This is a genomic window from Loigolactobacillus zhaoyuanensis, assembly GCF_003946385.1.
In the GTDB taxonomy this organism is placed as follows: domain Bacteria; phylum Bacillota; class Bacilli; order Lactobacillales; family Lactobacillaceae; genus Loigolactobacillus; species Loigolactobacillus zhaoyuanensis.
The window spans coordinates 32,084-48,553 of record NZ_RHOE01000014.1; the positions used below are offsets into that span (position 1 = coordinate 32,084).

Annotated in this window: 15 protein-coding genes and 1 riboswitch; of the genes, 11 read left to right on the forward strand and 4 right to left on the reverse strand. The window is 41.8% G+C overall.

The genetic code is table 11. The annotated features are described in order from the left end of the window. Positions 1-134: 134 nt before the first annotated feature. From EKM76_RS04790 to EKM76_RS04800, 3 genes are all read left to right on the forward strand, one after another. On the forward strand, positions 135-665 hold the full coding sequence (locus tag EKM76_RS04790) for a hypothetical protein (RefSeq protein ID WP_125549561.1): 531 nt from the start codon (positions 135-137) through the stop codon (positions 663-665). A 197-nt stretch (positions 666-862) separates the two neighbouring features. After that, positions 863-2,635 (forward strand): DNA helicase RecQ, encoded by a 1,773-nt coding sequence (recQ, locus tag EKM76_RS04795; RefSeq protein WP_125549562.1) that lies wholly within the window; start codon positions 863-865, stop codon positions 2,633-2,635. Further along, positions 2,625-3,515: an RluA family pseudouridine synthase gene (locus EKM76_RS04800; protein ID WP_125549563.1), complete on the forward strand. Its 891-nt coding sequence runs from the start codon at positions 2,625-2,627 to the stop codon at positions 3,513-3,515. Before recQ ends, EKM76_RS04800 begins: the two co-directional genes overlap by 11 nt. Here EKM76_RS04800 and EKM76_RS04805 read toward each other — a convergent pair. Together EKM76_RS04805 and EKM76_RS04810 are read right to left on the reverse strand one after the other, a co-directional pair. Continuing rightward, positions 3,493-3,771, reverse strand: a complete 279-nt coding sequence (locus tag EKM76_RS04805) for a hypothetical protein (RefSeq protein WP_125549564.1) — start codon at positions 3,769-3,771, stop codon at positions 3,493-3,495. The genes EKM76_RS04800 and EKM76_RS04805 overlap by 23 nt on opposite strands. Before the next feature lie 166 nt (positions 3,772-3,937). Then, a complete protein-coding gene (locus EKM76_RS04810; RefSeq protein ID WP_125549565.1) occupies positions 3,938-4,726 on the reverse strand; it encodes an alpha/beta hydrolase in 789 nt (262 codons plus the stop codon). Positions 4,727-4,857: 131 nt separating this feature from the next. On the opposite strand from EKM76_RS04810, the gene EKM76_RS04815 reads away from it, so the two are divergent. The 7 genes from EKM76_RS04815 to EKM76_RS04840 all read left to right on the forward strand — a co-directional run bounded on the left by EKM76_RS04815 (position 4,858) and on the right by EKM76_RS04840 (position 11,755). Further along, the gene (locus EKM76_RS04815) at positions 4,858-5,397 is read left to right on the forward strand and encodes a GNAT family N-acetyltransferase (protein ID WP_125549566.1); all 540 of its coding nucleotides are present in this window, start codon (positions 4,858-4,860) and stop codon (positions 5,395-5,397) included. A 106-nt stretch (positions 5,398-5,503) separates the two neighbouring features. Beyond that, a complete protein-coding gene (locus tag EKM76_RS04820) occupies positions 5,504-6,070 on the forward strand; it encodes a hypothetical protein (protein WP_386794890.1) in 567 nt (188 codons plus the stop codon). 205 nt (positions 6,071-6,275) lie between these two features. Then, the gene (locus EKM76_RS04825) at positions 6,276-6,803 is read left to right on the forward strand and encodes an Rrf2 family transcriptional regulator (protein ID WP_125549567.1); all 528 of its coding nucleotides are present in this window, start codon (positions 6,276-6,278) and stop codon (positions 6,801-6,803) included. A gap of 138 nt (positions 6,804-6,941) precedes the next feature. Next, a complete protein-coding gene (locus EKM76_RS13430) occupies positions 6,942-7,088 on the forward strand; it encodes a hypothetical protein (protein WP_164507596.1) in 147 nt (48 codons plus the stop codon). A gap of 283 nt (positions 7,089-7,371) precedes the next feature. Beyond that, on the forward strand, positions 7,372-9,051 hold the full coding sequence (alsS, locus tag EKM76_RS04830) for an acetolactate synthase AlsS (protein WP_125549568.1): 1,680 nt from the start codon (positions 7,372-7,374) through the stop codon (positions 9,049-9,051). A 177-nt stretch (positions 9,052-9,228) separates the two neighbouring features. Further along, on the forward strand, positions 9,229-9,954 hold the full coding sequence (gene budA, locus EKM76_RS04835; protein ID WP_125549569.1) for an acetolactate decarboxylase: 726 nt from the start codon (positions 9,229-9,231) through the stop codon (positions 9,952-9,954). Positions 9,955-9,995: 41 nt separating this feature from the next. Then, a riboswitch (Lysine riboswitch) is annotated at positions 9,996-10,175 on the forward strand. A 116-nt stretch (positions 10,176-10,291) separates the two neighbouring features. Continuing rightward, the gene (locus EKM76_RS04840; RefSeq protein ID WP_125549570.1) at positions 10,292-11,755 is read left to right on the forward strand and encodes an amino acid permease; all 1,464 of its coding nucleotides are present in this window, start codon (positions 10,292-10,294) and stop codon (positions 11,753-11,755) included. Positions 11,756-11,844: 89 nt separating this feature from the next. On the opposite strand, the gene EKM76_RS04845 is transcribed toward EKM76_RS04840, so the two are convergent. Further along, positions 11,845-13,356, reverse strand: coding sequence for a helix-turn-helix domain-containing protein (locus EKM76_RS04845; protein ID WP_125549571.1), 1,512 nt, complete (start codon positions 13,354-13,356; stop codon positions 11,845-11,847). A gap of 138 nt (positions 13,357-13,494) precedes the next feature. Further along, positions 13,495-14,160, reverse strand: coding sequence for a deoxynucleoside kinase (locus EKM76_RS04850; RefSeq protein ID WP_125549572.1), 666 nt, complete (start codon positions 14,158-14,160; stop codon positions 13,495-13,497). Between the two features lie 470 nt (positions 14,161-14,630). Between EKM76_RS04850 and serS the strand changes: the two genes are divergently transcribed. Next, positions 14,631-15,908 (forward strand): serine--tRNA ligase, encoded by a 1,278-nt coding sequence (gene serS / locus EKM76_RS04855; protein ID WP_125549573.1) that lies wholly within the window; start codon positions 14,631-14,633, stop codon positions 15,906-15,908. Positions 15,909-16,470 lie beyond the last annotated feature (562 nt).

Genomic DNA, 16,470 nt, shown 5'->3' on the forward strand with positions numbered 1-16,470 from the left:
AAAGTCCGCCCGATATATTGGGCGGATTTTTTTATCTGTATAGTTAAACACTCGTTTGATATCAAAGTATATTTATTGACCTTACTTATTCTTTCCCGCATGCTTGATGTAAACATAACGGAAGGGTGGTCTCAATGACTAAAAAATTAAGCTTGATCGTGTTACTTGGTACTTTAGGTTTATTAACAGCTTGTACGGCGCCTAGTCCAGGCCAAGAATCATCGAGTCAGAGCACCAGTAGCCAAAACACGGCAACGCAATCGACGCAATCATCCCAATCGCTGGGTAGCCAGATTACTTTGTCACGTGATACCGATGATAAAACGGTCTTATTGAACCAAACTTGGCACTTTGATCAGTTTGCACTAACGACAGTCAAAGGTGAGCTAGAAGGCAGCCAACAATTGGAACTTGAAATTGAGTGGCGCAATTTAACGCAGGATGATCAGCGTTTTGCCGATATTGCTGAGATTTCTGTGCAGCAAGGGGAAAATAAGTTAGCGATGAGCGAACGAGATGATGATTTTGCTGACGCGATTGGCGCCCAAGCAGATGAAGATTTTGAACTAACCTTTAGGCTACATGATCAGACGCAGCCTGTAAAAATTAGTGTGACACCCAAACAAGGCGCTGCTAAAACGTTGACCGTTAATTTAGATCAATAGGGTATTTTGAACTGAGCAGCCTAAATAAAAATGGGCTGCTTTTATATTGGCTTATTTTTGCTACTAGCGGCAACGAGGTAGTTTGCATTGCCACTGATTATTCGTTAGAATAGGTGTTTGAAATTTCATACACTTAAATCTTAAAAAATGGCGAAGATTAGTATTAGGAACGTGAATAAAAAAGGGGCCCTGAATTAATGGACGCGGCAACAATATTGAAAACTAAATTCGGATACACGCAATTTCGCCATGGACAAAAATTAGTGATCGATAAGCTACTGGCTGGAGAAAATGTGTTAGCGTTAATGCCGACTGGTGGTGGTAAATCACTTTGTTATCAAATTCCGGCGTTATTATTTTCAGGCCTAACGCTGGTGATCTCACCGTTAATTTCTTTGATGAAAGATCAAGTTGATGCGCTGAATGAGAATGCGATCCCAGCGACGTTTATTAATAGTTCACTGACCTATGCTGAAATCAATTCGCGGTTGGACATGGCGGCACAGGGTGAAGTTAAATTATTATATTTATCACCGGAGCGCTTGGAAATGGCTGATTTCATGAACGAGTTGAATCAGTTACAAATTGATTTAGTTGCAATCGATGAAGCTCATTGTATTTCCCAGTGGGGGCATGATTTTCGGCCCAGTTATTTGCAAGTCACCGCGCGCTTGCAGGAATTACGTAGCACCCCAGTGTTAGTAGCATTAACCGCTACTGCCACGGAACGAGTGGCCACGGATATTCGTCAGCGCTTAGGTATCGCCGCCGAAAATGAAGTCAAAACAGGTTTTGCCCGCGATAATTTAGCGTTACAAGTCGTCAAAGGACAGGATCGCGACCGTTATATGCTGGATTATTTACAATTGAATGCGCATGAATCAGGTATTATCTATGCCAGCACCCGCAAAGAAGTTACGCGACTGACGACTTTATTTCAACAACATGACCTTAGTGTCACGATGTATCATGCTGGGTTACCGGAAGCTGTGCGCCGCCAAAACCAAGAGGACTTCCTCTACGATCGCAAATTAGTAATGGTGGCGACCAACGCTTTTGGTATGGGCATTGATAAAAGTAATGTTCGTTTTGTGATCCACGCCCAAGCGCCTGGTAGTTTAGAAGCTTATTATCAGGAGGCTGGACGAGCTGGGCGTGACGGATTACCCAGTGAGGCTATTTTGCTATATCGGCCCTCGGATGCCCAATTGCAGCGTTTCTTTATTGAGCGTTCGGAAATGGCTGATGCACCGCGGCAACAAGAATATTTGAAATTACAGGCGCTAATGCAATACGCCAACACGCAAGGTTGTTTACAGCAAGCAATTTTACAATATTTTGGCGAAACAGCTGAGCCCTGTGGTCGCTGCGGTAATTGTTTAGATCAACGCGAAGCGACTGATATCACGGTTACAGCGCAAAAAGTGTTGTCATGCGTCTATCGAATGCACGAGAACTTCGGCAAAACTTTAGTGACCCAAGTTTTGACCGGTGCCAACAATCAACGTGTTCGTGAATTAAACTTTGCTGAATTATCAACTTACGGCATCTTAAAGGGGACAACGCAAAAGGCGGTCGGTGAGCTGATCGACTTTCTGACGGCGGAAGGCTATTTGCAGGCTAGTGGCGGCCAGTATCCGACTTTAACCGTGACAACACGAGGCGCAACGGTTTTGCGTGGTCAAGAACAAGTGATGCGCAAAACGACTGTGGCGACACAGGCGACTCATCCAGAAGACGATGCTTTGTTTGAACAACTGCGTCAATTACGGTCACAGTTAGCACAAAAGCAGCAGGTACCGCCATTCGTTATTTTTTCGGATCGAACGTTACATGATATGTGTGCGCGCTTACCGCAAAATAATAGTGAACTATTGACCGTCAAAGGGGTTGGCGAACATAAAGCGGCCCAATATGGTCCTGCTTTTCTCGAAGTTTTAGCAGCAGCTGGCGATCGTGATGCAGTTTAGTTGGCGTAATCAGGGTGTAGCGATCAAAGTGGCCTTGTTTTTGCAACATCAAGGATTTAGTAAGCGTTTGTTGCAGCAATTAAAGTATCATGGGCAAACTTGGATCAATGGGCAACCTTGTCGTTTAATTGATCAATTACCAGCTAGTGCACAAATACAAATAAAGCTGCCAGCGGAAAGTGGTGATCCGCTGGCAGCTTTAAGTTCGCAACCATTAAATATTTTATATGAAACGGCTGATTGGTTAGTCCTGAATAAACCAGCGAACGTGGCTTCGGTGCCAGGGCCACAGACGGGAACCGATACAATTGTTAGTCGTGTGCGTGGTTACTTATTGCGGCAGCACAGCGAAAATGTTGTACCGCACTTAATGAGTCGTCTGGATTATGGCACTAGTGGGGTATTATTAGTGGCTAAGCACGCCTTTGCGCAGAGTCGTGCCACGACAAGTGACAGTTTGATGCGCGAAAAGATATATCTAGCGCTTGTTGCTGGAACGGTTAAGGCTGAACATGGCATGATCAGCTTACCAATTGGCCGTCGATCCGATCAGATTGCTGGAATTATTGACTTGGCAGGTAAAACTGCGCGCACTGAATTTTGGCGCCAGGCTTACTTGCCAGAACTTGATGCCACACTACTAAAAGTTAGTTTACACACTGGTCGACGGCATCAAATTCGCATCCATTGTCAAGCAATCGGGCATCCTTCACTAGGCGACTCGTTATATGGTGGCCCAATGAATTTAGAAATTCAGCGGCCGGCGCTACATGCGTGGCAATTAATTTTTAATGATCCCTTTACCCAGCGCAAACAAAAAATTACGGCACCGCTACCAACTGATTTGCAAAATTTGCTTAAAAGTAAGCATAGTCAGTGAAATCATCACCAGCAATGATTTCAAAATTTTCTGGTGAGATACCAGTGGCTTGGCTAATAGTTGTCGCCAAATCTATTTTACTAACATGGCTCCAGAAGCGATAATCATGATCACCATAGCGCATCCAATCACCAAGTTGACTAATTTGTGGATATTGCGTTAAATCTGGTCGCGGAACATTGCTGAAATGGAGCACATAATCGGTGGCGTCATCATTAAAAGCAGGACGAGGTTGAAAATAATTGCGTTCGTGCATCGTATTTCCCTCTTTCTCATAGGTGACAGAATTAACAGTAAACCTTGGTAAAAATTATACGTGGTCGAGTTAAAAAGTACAAGCAATTAAGCTTTTGCTTATAGAAAGTTAACTTTAAACACTATTAGCCTAAAAAGTCAGTGGAAATGGATGTCAACGCGATTGGTTACCAAATTTCATGTAACCATTCAACGGCTAAATCAAGCCAATGAGCAACGTGTGGTTGATCGGCATCAGGTTGCCAAGCAGTTTGTGGGTCGGCTAAGGCTAAGCCATGCGGACCATGGTGAAAAATATGAGCGTCAAAAGGAACTTTGTGCTGGGCCAAAGCATTAATATATAATAAACTATTTTGGACCGGAACCAACGGATCATCAGCGGTGTGCCAAATAAATGTCGGGGCACAGGCCGCATTGACCAACTGATCGGCGGCTAATTTTTCTGGTTGGCTGGTTAAGGCAGCTAACTTTTCTGCTGTCGGTGGCCAACCAGCATCTAAACGAATGACCGGATAACCGAGGATCGCAGCGTTCAATTTAAGCTCAGCGGTTGGCGCAACTGCTTGTAGCGGCTCACTTTGCCAACTACCGTTATAGACGCTAACGATATGGCCACCAACAGAAAAGCCCGCCGCAGTAATTTTATTTGGATCAAGATGCCATTGGTGCGCGTGTTGGCGTATTTGACTAATTGCCGCAGCTAGATCAAACATGGGTTGTGGCAATAATGGTGATTTTTCGGCAGTGAAATGATAGCGCAGATAAAAAGCTTGGAAGCCGCGTGCCGCGAAAGCTAAGGCCAGTGTTTCAGCCTGCGCCTCAGGGATGTGCGTGTAGCCGCCGCCAGGTACAATGATCACGGCTGGATAAACTTCTTGGCCAGTATTAGTATCTGGTTCGCGAATGTAGGCACGTAAATAGGCTGGTGCCGTTAGCGGAACGGTTATAATTTGCAAAATATAGACCTGCCTTTCATGGACTGTTGCTAACCACTATTGTAACGATTTTTCAGTAATTTGTGCAATGATCAGGGCGCTAAATCTATATTAGAATGAATCAGATTTATAAAGTAAAGGAGCTGATCAACATGCGTTTAGAAACCGATCGATTAGTGATCCGACCATTTATTGACGCTGATTTAGATGATTTACATGAATTGATGCAAAATCCTAAATTAGGCGCAATGGCGGGCTGGCAACCCCATCATAGTCGCGGTGAGAGTGAGGCCGTTTTAGCGATGTTTTTGCGCAGCGATGAAGTCTTTGCAATTATTGCCAAAAAAGATCAAAAGTTGATCGGTACGATTGGCTTACACCGTCGTGCTCCTAGTGGAACGACGCCGAAAGATGATAGTCGTGAACTTAGTTTTATGCTTAATGAATCTTTTTGGGGTCAAGGAATAATGCCAGAAGCAACCACTGCGATCGTTACCTTTGGGTTCAATCATTTACGGTTACAAGAAATTTGGGTGGGGCATTTTGCTGATAATCAGCGCTCACAGCGTGTGATCGAAAAAACTGGCTTTCACTTTGAATATGAATTGGAGCGCCCCCGTTTATTTAGCGATGAAACGCCAGTCGACGAAATCTATTATAAAATGACCTTAGCTGATTTTCGTAAGCAGTAACTGAAAATGAAAGTATCATGAAAATATTGTGGCTATGCTAAAATTTAGCTTGGGCTTGCTGATGATTATGGTATAATGAGCCGAGATAGAGATATTGGAGGTAGGAATGATGGATGTGTCACAGGAGCAATTGAAAATTATGGGAAAAGCTTATCAGGAACGTTTGGCCGCAATTGAAGCAAATTCTAAATTAACAATATTGGATACGGTGGTCGATTATAACGCGGATTCGCAACCCGTTACACCATACATTGTTTATACCGATTTTAATCGCGCAGAGATCAATGAAAAAAGCAGCTCGATTTTTGTTTATACCGCGTATGAAAATGTTGATAAATATGGTCATTCAAAGACTGATTATCAAAATGAATTGTTGTTTGAGTATGATGCTTGGGCGAAATCAATGCATATCACAGTTTTGGAAACATTAGGTGCCGAAAGCCAGTTAGCATTTTATGATTTTCAGAATCATGGCCTAGCGCAATTAGCTTTGACCCACTTATTAAAAATTGCGCGCCATAATAAAGTACAAAAAATCGGTGGTAACGTTAGTTCCTTCGATGGCGAAGGCTTAAAAAAAGTAATGACGTTATTTGAAAAGTTTGATTTTAAATTTAACGTGCAGAATGCACAACAAGGTTTAGCTAGTTTCAATTTATCACTAGTTGAATAACGCCAAGTTAACAAATTAGGTTTGATCAGACAGTGGTTGATTTTTTAAAACTTACTGCAGTATACTTAACTTACACCCTTGGCAGGAGAAGACGGTTATACCACCTAGAAGCGTGGTATGAGCGCCTTTTTTCTTTTTTGCACCTTAATTATATTTGTGATATGATATATCCATAACAAAGGAAATTGATAGAGGGGTGTTCCACATGCAATTAACCCGTGGCTTCGAACAGGCTGCTTGTATCATTACATTATTAGCGACGCAAGATCCGGATATTCCGATTTCATCAGAGGTTATTCATCATCGGTTGAATGGTTCGCAAACTTATTTACGGAAAATTATGCGTAAGCTAGTTGTTGGCGGTTTAATTAAATCCGTTTCAGGGAATAATGGCGGCTTTACAATTGCGCGCTCACCTAAGGAAATCAGCTTATACGAAATTGTATTAGCAACTGAAGGCGATATTCAAACTTATCCTGACTCTGGCTTGATCGATATGGTATTTAAAGATTTCCAACCGGTGGCCAAGCAGGGAACTTCGGTCATTAATCAAGTCTTTCATCAGGCTGATCTTTTATGGGGTGAAGCATTGAAGAAGCAGTCGGTTTATCAAGTGATCAGTGAAACTTTGGGTGGGAGCGCAATTCCGCTGGTCAATTGGAATGAATCGGATGAGAAGCGCGAGTTGCTAATTCAAAAGTTATTACGCAACGTTCGTAATGAAATTAAGTAACAATGGGTTGATTTATTTTTTGTAGTGGCTAGCAGATTCAGAATGTGGAAATTAGTAGGCACCATGATTGCCAAAAAGCGCTATAATGAAAGTAACGAGTAATGGCCCGTTACTTCAATATTAAAAGAGGCGGTAACAATGGCAAAAAAGCTCTCTAAAGCTGAAAGAAAAGAATTGATCCAAAAGGCTGAAGACGCACGTGCTAAGCATCCACAGCCTAAGTCAGCAGTTTCTGGTTTTGAAACGATCGACGAAGAAGCTAGAAAACTTAGTGGTCGTAAATAAAATAATCAAAGTTTAAGTGTGTGGCGCTACCTGAGTAAAACAGGTCAGCGGCACGCACTTTTTTTGTTGGCTATTTTAGTGTAATTTCACAAAGCCAGAAAATTTAAGGGCGTATTAGCTTGTGAAAAATTATAACCAATGGATTTCCAGTCGTACAGCATTTGTAATAGATTTCACTTAAGCTAATTCACAAGAATTTCCACGGAGAATATGCTATGATAAGAATCGACTTTGGAAAAATAAATTAAAACTTGAAACGAATTTTATTTTGGAGGGATTTATAATGACGGAAAAGCAACGCTACGGTGCTGATGCCATCCTAGAAAGTTTGATCAATCATGAGGTCAAATATGTTTTTGGGATTCCTGGTGCAAAAATCGATCGTTTGTTTGAACTGTTGGCACACGCCGATAACGCTAAACGGCCTGAATTAATTGTTGCCCGCCACGAACAAGGGGCTGCTTTTATGGCCTCAGGAATTGGCCGGATCACTGGTAAACCTGGTGTTGTCATGACAACTTCGGGCCCTGGTGTTAGTAATTTAGCAACGGGTATGGTCACCGCTACCGCTGAAGGTGATCCAGTTTTAGCTATTTCGGGTCAGGTGCAGCGAGCTGATCTATTGCGGTTGACGCATCAAAGCATGGCCAATACTGCTTTAATGGCACCAATAACTAAATATAGCGCTGAGATCCAAGAACCAGAAAACGCCTCAGAAGTGATCGCCAACGCTTATCGTGCAGCAACGTCGGCTAAGCAGGGGGCTAGCTTTGTTAGTGTACCGCAGGATGTAGTCGATTCTAAAATCGACCGTGCTGCTGTAATGCCATTACAAGCACCCAAATTAGGTCCGGCTAGTCCAGCAGATATTACAATTTTAGCTCGTAAAATCAAGGAAGCTAAATTGCCAGTCTTGTTAGTGGGGATGCGGGCCTCTTCTGCAGAAGTAACTCGTGCCTTACGTAATATCTTATATGTATCCGATATGCCAGTTGTGGAAACTTTCCAAGCAGCAGGAATTATTTCGCGCAACTTAGAGAAGAATTTCTTCGGTCGTGTCGGTTTATTCCGGAATCAACCAGGTGATATGTTACTTAAACAAAGTGACTTGGTGATCACAATTGGTTATGATCCAATCGAATACGAACCACGTAACTGGAATGCTGAAAATGATGCACGCATCGTTGTGATCGATGATATGATCGCGGAAATTGACCATAATTTCCAACCAGAAAGCGAATTGATCGGTGATATCGCACAAACGCTAGATTTCTTACTACCATACATGCGTGGTTATGAAGTGAAGCTGGAATCGCGCGATTATTTAGCTGGCTTACATGAGCAATTTGAAAAACGTGACTTGCCACCAGTTATTGCCCCAGAAACAAAATTGACCCATCCCTTAGCTGTGATTTCAGCACTACAAAAACGGGTAACCGATGAGATGACGGTCACCGTTGACGTTGGTAGTTTCTACATCTGGATGGCACGGCATTTCCGTAGCTATGAACCACGCCATTTGTTGTTTTCTAATGGGATGCAGACGCTAGGGGTTGCCTTGCCATGGGCTATTTCGGCTGCATTGTTACGGCCGGATACCCAGATTATTTCCGTTTCCGGAGATGGTGGCTTCTTGTTCACCGGTCAAGAATTAGAAACGGCTGTCCGCCAGAAGTTGAACATTGTTCAATTAATTTGGAACGATGGCGCCTATGATATGGTGAAATTCCAAGAAGAAATGAAGTATGGGCAAAGTGCTGGCACTGATTTCGGGCCTGTAGACTTTGTTAAATACGCTGAAAGCTTTGGTGCAACTGGATTACGGGTCAACCAAGCAGGCAATCTTGATCAAGTACTTGATCAGGCTTTTGCAACCAAGGGACCAGTGATCGTCGATATTCCAATCGATTATTCTGACAACAAGAAGTTAGGCCAAACAATTTTACCAGATCAATTCTATTAAGATTGATTATTTTTTAAGTCAAGTATTGTCGCTTTGGCAACGAAAACGCGTTAAAAAGAATAGATCAAGACACATCGTTATGTTCAGCAAGTAAGCTACTATATGTGACTTGTTGTTCTATATTGTGGCGTGATCAAGCGTCTTTTTTAACGCTTTAAACGGAAGGATGCTTAATTAATGGCAGAGCAGAAAAAGCAGTCAGTCCTCTTTCAACATGGCACACTTAGTTTATTGGTGCCCGGATTATTTGAAGGCACGATGACTGTGGGTGAATTATTACAACATGGTAATTATGGTATCGGTACAGTGCAAGACTTTAACGGTGAATTAGTAGTGCTTGATGGTCACGCTTATCAGGTGGTTGAATCAGGTGCCGTTAATGAATTAACAGCTGACCAGTCAGTACCATTCGCATCAGTTCATTTTGATGATCCAATTGCACAAACTGAATTAGCTAATTTAAATAAAGCTGAAGTGGAGCGCTATTTGCTCCAAAACTATCCATACCGCAATGTCTTTTTTGCCGTTAAAATTGTTGGTGAATTTGCACAGATGCACACGCGTGTGGTTGAGGAACAACAAAAGCCTTATCCAAGTTTGACGGAGGCAACAAAAACACAACCGAAGTTTAATCAAGATAATATTCATGGGACTTTGATTGGTTACTACGCCCCTGAATTATTTCAAGGCGTAGCTGTAGGTGGTTATCATGTCCATTTTCTTAGTGATGACCATAAAACGATCGGTGGCCACATTCTCGATTATCGACTGAAAAAGGGCCAAGTTTCGATTCAGCCATTTGCTACATTGGAACAGCATTTTCCACTAGAAAATCAAGATTTCTTACAACAGAATTTTAACTATGATGGCATGAGTCAATCGATCGATCAAGCAGAAAAATAAGTGCGCGTCTTGTTAAACAAATGAATATTCGGTATACTATAACAAAAGATTGAGGTTGCAGAGATCAAAAGTAGCTAGTTGGAGACGGAAAAGCGTCGCTGAGAACTAGTAAAAGGGTGATCTGCCGAAATGCTTAATTGCTTTTTCAATTAAGTGTTGGGGCTTGGCTAAATAAGCTAAGTACTGTCGTGATGAAGTTATCACGGGGCGCTATCGACTGACAGAAAGAGACACCGTCTCTTTGTGTAGCAGTGGATGCTATGCAAAGAGGCGGTTTTTTGTGTTTAAGTTAGGCGCGACCTCTAAAATTAAACTTGGTAACAGGAGGAATTTTTAGATGGCGCAACAACATATTGATCATGAGCAAGGCGGGGTTAAGCGTGAGCTGAAAACACGACATTTGTCGATGATCGCATTAGGTGGCAGTATTGGTACTGGTCTATTTGTCGCCTCAGGTTCAGCAATTTCAACTGCCGGTCCTGGTGGTGCATTGATCGCATACATCGGCATCGGCTTAATGGTGTATTTCCTGATGACTAGTTTAGGTGAAATGGCGACTTATATTCCGGTGTCGGGATCATTTGCTACATATGCGGGCCGTTTTGTTGATCCAGCATTAGGCTTTGCGATGGGTTGGAATTATTGGTTTAACTGGGCAATTACGTTGGCAGTGGATGTTTCAACCACGGCGATCGTCATGCATTTCTGGTTACCTAACATTCCCGGCTGGATTTTTAGTTTGTTTTTCTTGATCGTTATTTTCGTCATTAATGCACTGTCAGTACGCGCTTTTGGTGAAACTGAATATTGGTTATCGATCATTAAAGTGGTCACCGTGATCGTCTTCTTGATTGTTGGTTTCTTGACGATTTTTGGCATTATGGGGGGAAACGGGCCGGCAATTGGTTTGCATAACTTTACAGTCGGTAAAGCGCCATTTGTTGGTGGAATACCAGCAATTCTCAGTGTTTTCGTAGTGGCTGGGTTCTCATTTCAAGGAACTGAATTGATCGGCATTACTGCCGGCGAATCAGCAACGCCTGAAACAAGTATCCCTAAGGCAATCAAACAAGTCTTTTGGCGAATTTTGTTATTTTATATTTTAGCAATTTTCGTGATCGCAGCGATTTTACCTTACACTAGTAAAGACTTACTTGGTTCTGGCGCGGGTGATGTAGCAATCAGTCCGTTTACCTTAGTTTTCCAACGGGTTGGTTTAGCTGGCGCGGCTAGTATCATCAACGCGGTGATCTTAACTTCTGTTATTTCTGCCGCTAATTCTGGAATGTACGCTTCGACACGGATGTTGTGGGCAATGTCGAAGCAAAATATTGCACCAAAAATATTCGGTCGAACTAACGGCCGTGGAGTGCCAGTTGCTGCTTTATTAATGACAACGGTGGTCGGCTTATTCACTTTCTTAACCAGTATTTGGGGATCACGGATCTACATGTTCTTGGTTGCAGCTTCTGGTTTGACTGGTTTTATTGCTTGGTTAGGGATCGCGATTTCACATTATCGCTTCCGGAAAGCTTTTATTGCCCAAGGCCACAAGCTTAGTGAGCTGAAATACCACGCTAAATTATTTCCATTTGGGCCGATTCTAGCGATGGTACTGGGGATTTTAGTGATCGTTGGCCAGGATCTGAATGCAGTGAAGACATTTGATTGGCAAGCATTGGGTATTAGTTACATGAGTGTGCCGCTGTTTATTGTGTTATTTGTTTATTATAAGCTTCGGCACAAGACGCACGTAGTTCCACTGAAAGAAGTGGACTTGACTAAGATCGATCGTGATTAAATTTTAAAGGGAGAAAAGTGCTGGTAGCCATTAAGGTTACTGGCACTTTTCTTTTGTTGTGGGTAATAAAAAAGCCACCTAGCAAATTGCTAAGGGGCTGATTCAGGTTTTATAGCGTCCATTTTGGCGTCATAAAGCTCTTTAATTTTTGTATATAGGCGGAAAAAATCACTATCTTGAGCTTCTAAATTCCAATGTAGCATCGGAATGCCGTAAGTAGCCATTTGCTGGATGTTTGGCGCCTGAATATCGATTGTTGAAAGGATTAGATCGGCATGACTAGGCTTTGCTTTAGGTGGTAGCACTTGAACGATGCGTAAATGTTTAAGAAAACGCTGCAACTCGATCGTCAGAAGATCGGCATTTTCTGCAATCAACCAAACACGTACAATTTGCTGGTCTTCAAAGTGATGAAAACGTGGCTGTAATAGGTAACATAGGTATTCAACGATTTGTTGGCGATTACGATAAAGCGTTGCGAGATTTTGTTTGACACCTAGCTGTTCAAAAAAGGTTAGCACAGTCTGGTAAAGGTGAGTACGCTTAAAACCAGCTAAGTTAGTATGATAGAAATCAAGTAGCTTCGGATAGTTGGTCTGTAACGCGTTTGCCGTGATCAAGGCGCGCAAGATATCAGCCGTAAGCATCGGTTCATCATTGACCGTCATTTTAGTGTGGTAAGTGACGGCCAAATAGTCAAATAAATTAATCGTGAACTGCCATAAATCACTATTTTGTGCTTCTAAATAGGCTTTCACATGTTGCAGTTGTTCGGTCTCGGTTGCGGATGTGATCAAACTAAATTGAGCAAAAAAGAAAAATTTAGTTTCCAGTTGGCGATTTTTATTGGAAAGATCAGCAAACAATTCTGCTGATAAAGTCAATTGTTCAAAGTCGGGGTTATGTATGGTCAAGCTGTCAAACGCAGCGCTATTGCGTACCAAGTAACCGTGCTTAATTCGGATGTGCGTAAGTCCCAAGAGCAATTTTTTTTGCAGTAGCGTGATTGTGTCAGTGCTAGGTGAATTGATAGCTGAAACCAACTGATTGGTCTCAGTTTCGCTAAAGTTACGAAATGGCCATTTAATACCATGAAAACCCGTCCAATAGATGATGAATAAAAAGTAACGAATATTACATTCATCGCCGGTGATCTGTAAGTTTGTGTATGCAAAACGCAGTGAATATTGCGCCATAAAATGCTTAAGTGGCGCTGACTTACGCAATAAGGTCGATTTGCTAATGAAATGCTGATCGCAAAATTCGCCTACCGTCGCGTCAGGGGACTGAACTAAATAATCAATAAATTGAAAAACCAGTGATTGCTCCAACAGAAACAAGCGGTAACGATCCAGCGAAACTTTAAAGGTCTGCTGGGAAAGTAACGCGTGACGGTCAAGTGTGGTATCTAGATGTGTATCCAGTGATTGCATATCCCGTAAGAGGTCTTGAAAAGTATTGTAAGTTTGTTGATAGGAAAGGTGTAGTCGATCGCTGATATCATTGATCGTCAGTGAGTTAGCACCGGCTGATTTCAAAACGCGAAACATGTCGTATTTCTGTAAGTCTGCTTTTTCTAAAAATAATTCTTCAAACAGCATTTCAAGCCTCCTTGTGGTATTTAATATTTATTTTACTATTCTGTTAAGTAAATGCAAACGGTGTTAACTGCATGTTGCATATTTGTTAGAAATATATAAAAGGCCGAAAATCAAAGGTTGATTTTCGGCCGTAATATTTTACTGTTGGTTACCAGCAACTGAAGCTGGCTGATGGAGTGTAGCTAACTTTTGATCCACTAATTCAATAACGCGTTTACGGGCTAGTTCATCACTGACAAAGTCCAACTGATCGCCATCGATCTGAATTTTAGGACTTTCATTGTAATCGGCATACCACTGCATATAGCGTTGATTTAAGGTTTCATAGTAAGCATATAGGCTTGGATCCTGAGTGATCTGTTCATATGGACGATTACGTTTTTCGATGCGTTTTAGCATCGTTTCAAAATAAATATTGATGTGGATCAATAACTCTGGTCGTTTGTGATAATCTTGTTGGGGTAGTTCCTGGAGCATATTAGTCAATAAAGAGTCGTATACGGCAACTTCAGTTTCAGTTGCGCGACCTAAATCAGCATTTAAATGAAATAATAAAGAATCCTCAAAAATCGAACGATCCATAACGCTGTTAACAATTGGATCAGCAGCTTTTAATTGTGCCATCCGCTTGTTCAGAAAATAAATCTGTAATAGGAAGGCATATTTTTTGGGATCTTGATAGAAATAAGGTAGCACCGGATTATCATCAACCGATTCATAAAAAGCTTTAGAATTCAGGTGCTTTGCTAATAGAGTAGTTAAACTAGTTTTACCTGCGCCGATTGTTCCTGCAAGTACGATCATAATAATAGGCTCCTCGTTTTTGTTTTTTAAATTAGCGCATATCACTAGGGTTGGCCCTTTTGTGATCAGTTTACGCCAGAATACAATTAGGCTTAGGCACTAGTTGTGCGTCTAAGCAGCACCATATATTGTATCATGCTGGTAGCTGATTGCAATATGTGGCGCAAATTTTTCAGTAGTTGCCTTTTTATAGAATTTCGGGTACACTGACTACATTATTTAAACGCGATGATGCGCCTAAGGTCAGTTCAGAGAAATGGTGATCGCTGCAAAGCCATTCTGACCACTTCCAGCGCAATAGCGGGCAGGTAGTTCTGCACGGTCCTAGATCGTTAACCGAATTAAGGGTGACTAGCGATAGTCAAACTTGGGTGGTACCGCGAAGCTGATTCGTCCCAATATAGGGATGAGTCGGCTTTTTTTGTGCAATTATTGCTGCGTTTAAAATTTAATTAATGGAGGTTTTATCAATGTTAGATGTTAAAATGATCCGCCAAAACCAAGCAGAAATGAAACAACGCTTAGCGACTCGTGGCGTTGACCCAGCAGAAATCGATCACTTAGTTGAATTAGATGAAGCACGCCGTGACCAGATCGCTGTCTCAGAAAACCTGAAGCAAAAGCGTAATGAAGTTTCAAAACAAATCGCGACTTTAAAACGTTCAAAAGGTGATGCCACTGATTTGATCGCAGAAATGCGGGAGGTGGGTGCTCAAGTGAAGCAAGTTGACGAAAAATTAGCTGAATTAAATGAACAGGTTCAATATATTGTGGTTCGGTTACCTAATTTGCCGGATGCTTCAATTCCGGTTGGCCCAGATGAATCGGCCAATCATGAAGAACGCAAGATCGGCACCCCACGCGAATTTGCGTTCACTCCTAAACCGCACTGGGAAATCGGTGAAAATCTAGATATTCTTGATTTCGAGCGGGGCGCAAAAGTTGCTGGCAGTCGTTTTCTCTTCTATAAGGGACTAGGTGCTAAGTTGGAACGTGCGGTCTATAATTTCATGTTAGATGAACACGAAAAAGAAGGCTACACTGAAATGATCACTCCTTATATGGTTAATGATGATTCAATGTTTGGGACTGGACAGTTTCCTAAGTTCCGCGCCGACGTTTTTTCAACGGTGACTGATGACAAGGAAATGACCATGATCCCAACGGCTGAAGTGCCATTGACTAACTATTATCGGGGTGAGATCCTCGATGAAGCGCAACTACCAGTTTATTTTACGGCACTCAGCCCTTCGTTCCGTTCTGAAGCAGGTAGCGCTGGCCGCGATACGCGCGGTTTAATTCGCCTGCATCAATTCAATAAGGTAGAAATGGTTAAATACGTTAAGCCAGAAGAATCATTTAATGAACTAGAAAAAATGACAGCTAACGCAGAAAATATTCTCCAAAAACTTGAATTGCCGTACCATGTGATCACATTATCAACCGGTGATATGGGCTTTTCTGCTGCTAAAACTTATGATTTAGAAGTTTGGATCCCAGCACAAGAAACGTATCGTGAAATTTCTAGCTGTTCTAACTGCCTTGATTTCCAGGCGCGGCGTGCTCAAATTCGTTATCGAGACGGTGAAGGCAAGGTCCATTTGCTGCATACACTTAACGGATCTGGCCTAGCAGTTGGTCGTACAGTGGCCGCAATTTTAGAGAATTATCAAAATGCCGACGGTAGTGTCACAGTACCTAAAGTGCTAATTCCTTATATGCGCGGTGTTGAAAAAATCACTAAATAGAAAGCGAACGGTGCTTAATGCATAATTACCCCTTTACGGTAATTATGCATTTTTATTACGTACGTTTATTTAAAAATATAATCTACCATTCGTGATTTGCAATCGGGCTGATTTTAATTATAAATATCCTTGACGCTGCGGCTAAATGTTGATATAGTATTTGTTGTTGTCAGTTATGGCGCGCCACGTTGAAAAAAGTTTTTAAAACTTTTTATTGACACGGCTTGCTGAACTTGATAGACTATTAAAGTTGTCACTTGTTGAGTTATTCATCTCTTCCTGCATAAACATACAGAAGGAAAGCTTGGCTTAATAAGACATAGCTGAATTAGTTTTAACTGGCTTGAATATTTATTCAAAAAAGTTCTTGACAGATTTTATCCGTCATGCTAAACTAATTAAGTTGTGTTGAACAACGACCGTAGATCTTTGAAAACTGAACAAAGTTTCGACAAATCAAATGTGTAGGGTCTTTATTTTTTACTGGTTTTCGGACCGGTCGAAGTAAAGCAAACATTTGCGAAGTCAATTCAATTTGAATTATAACTCGCTAGCAACAAAA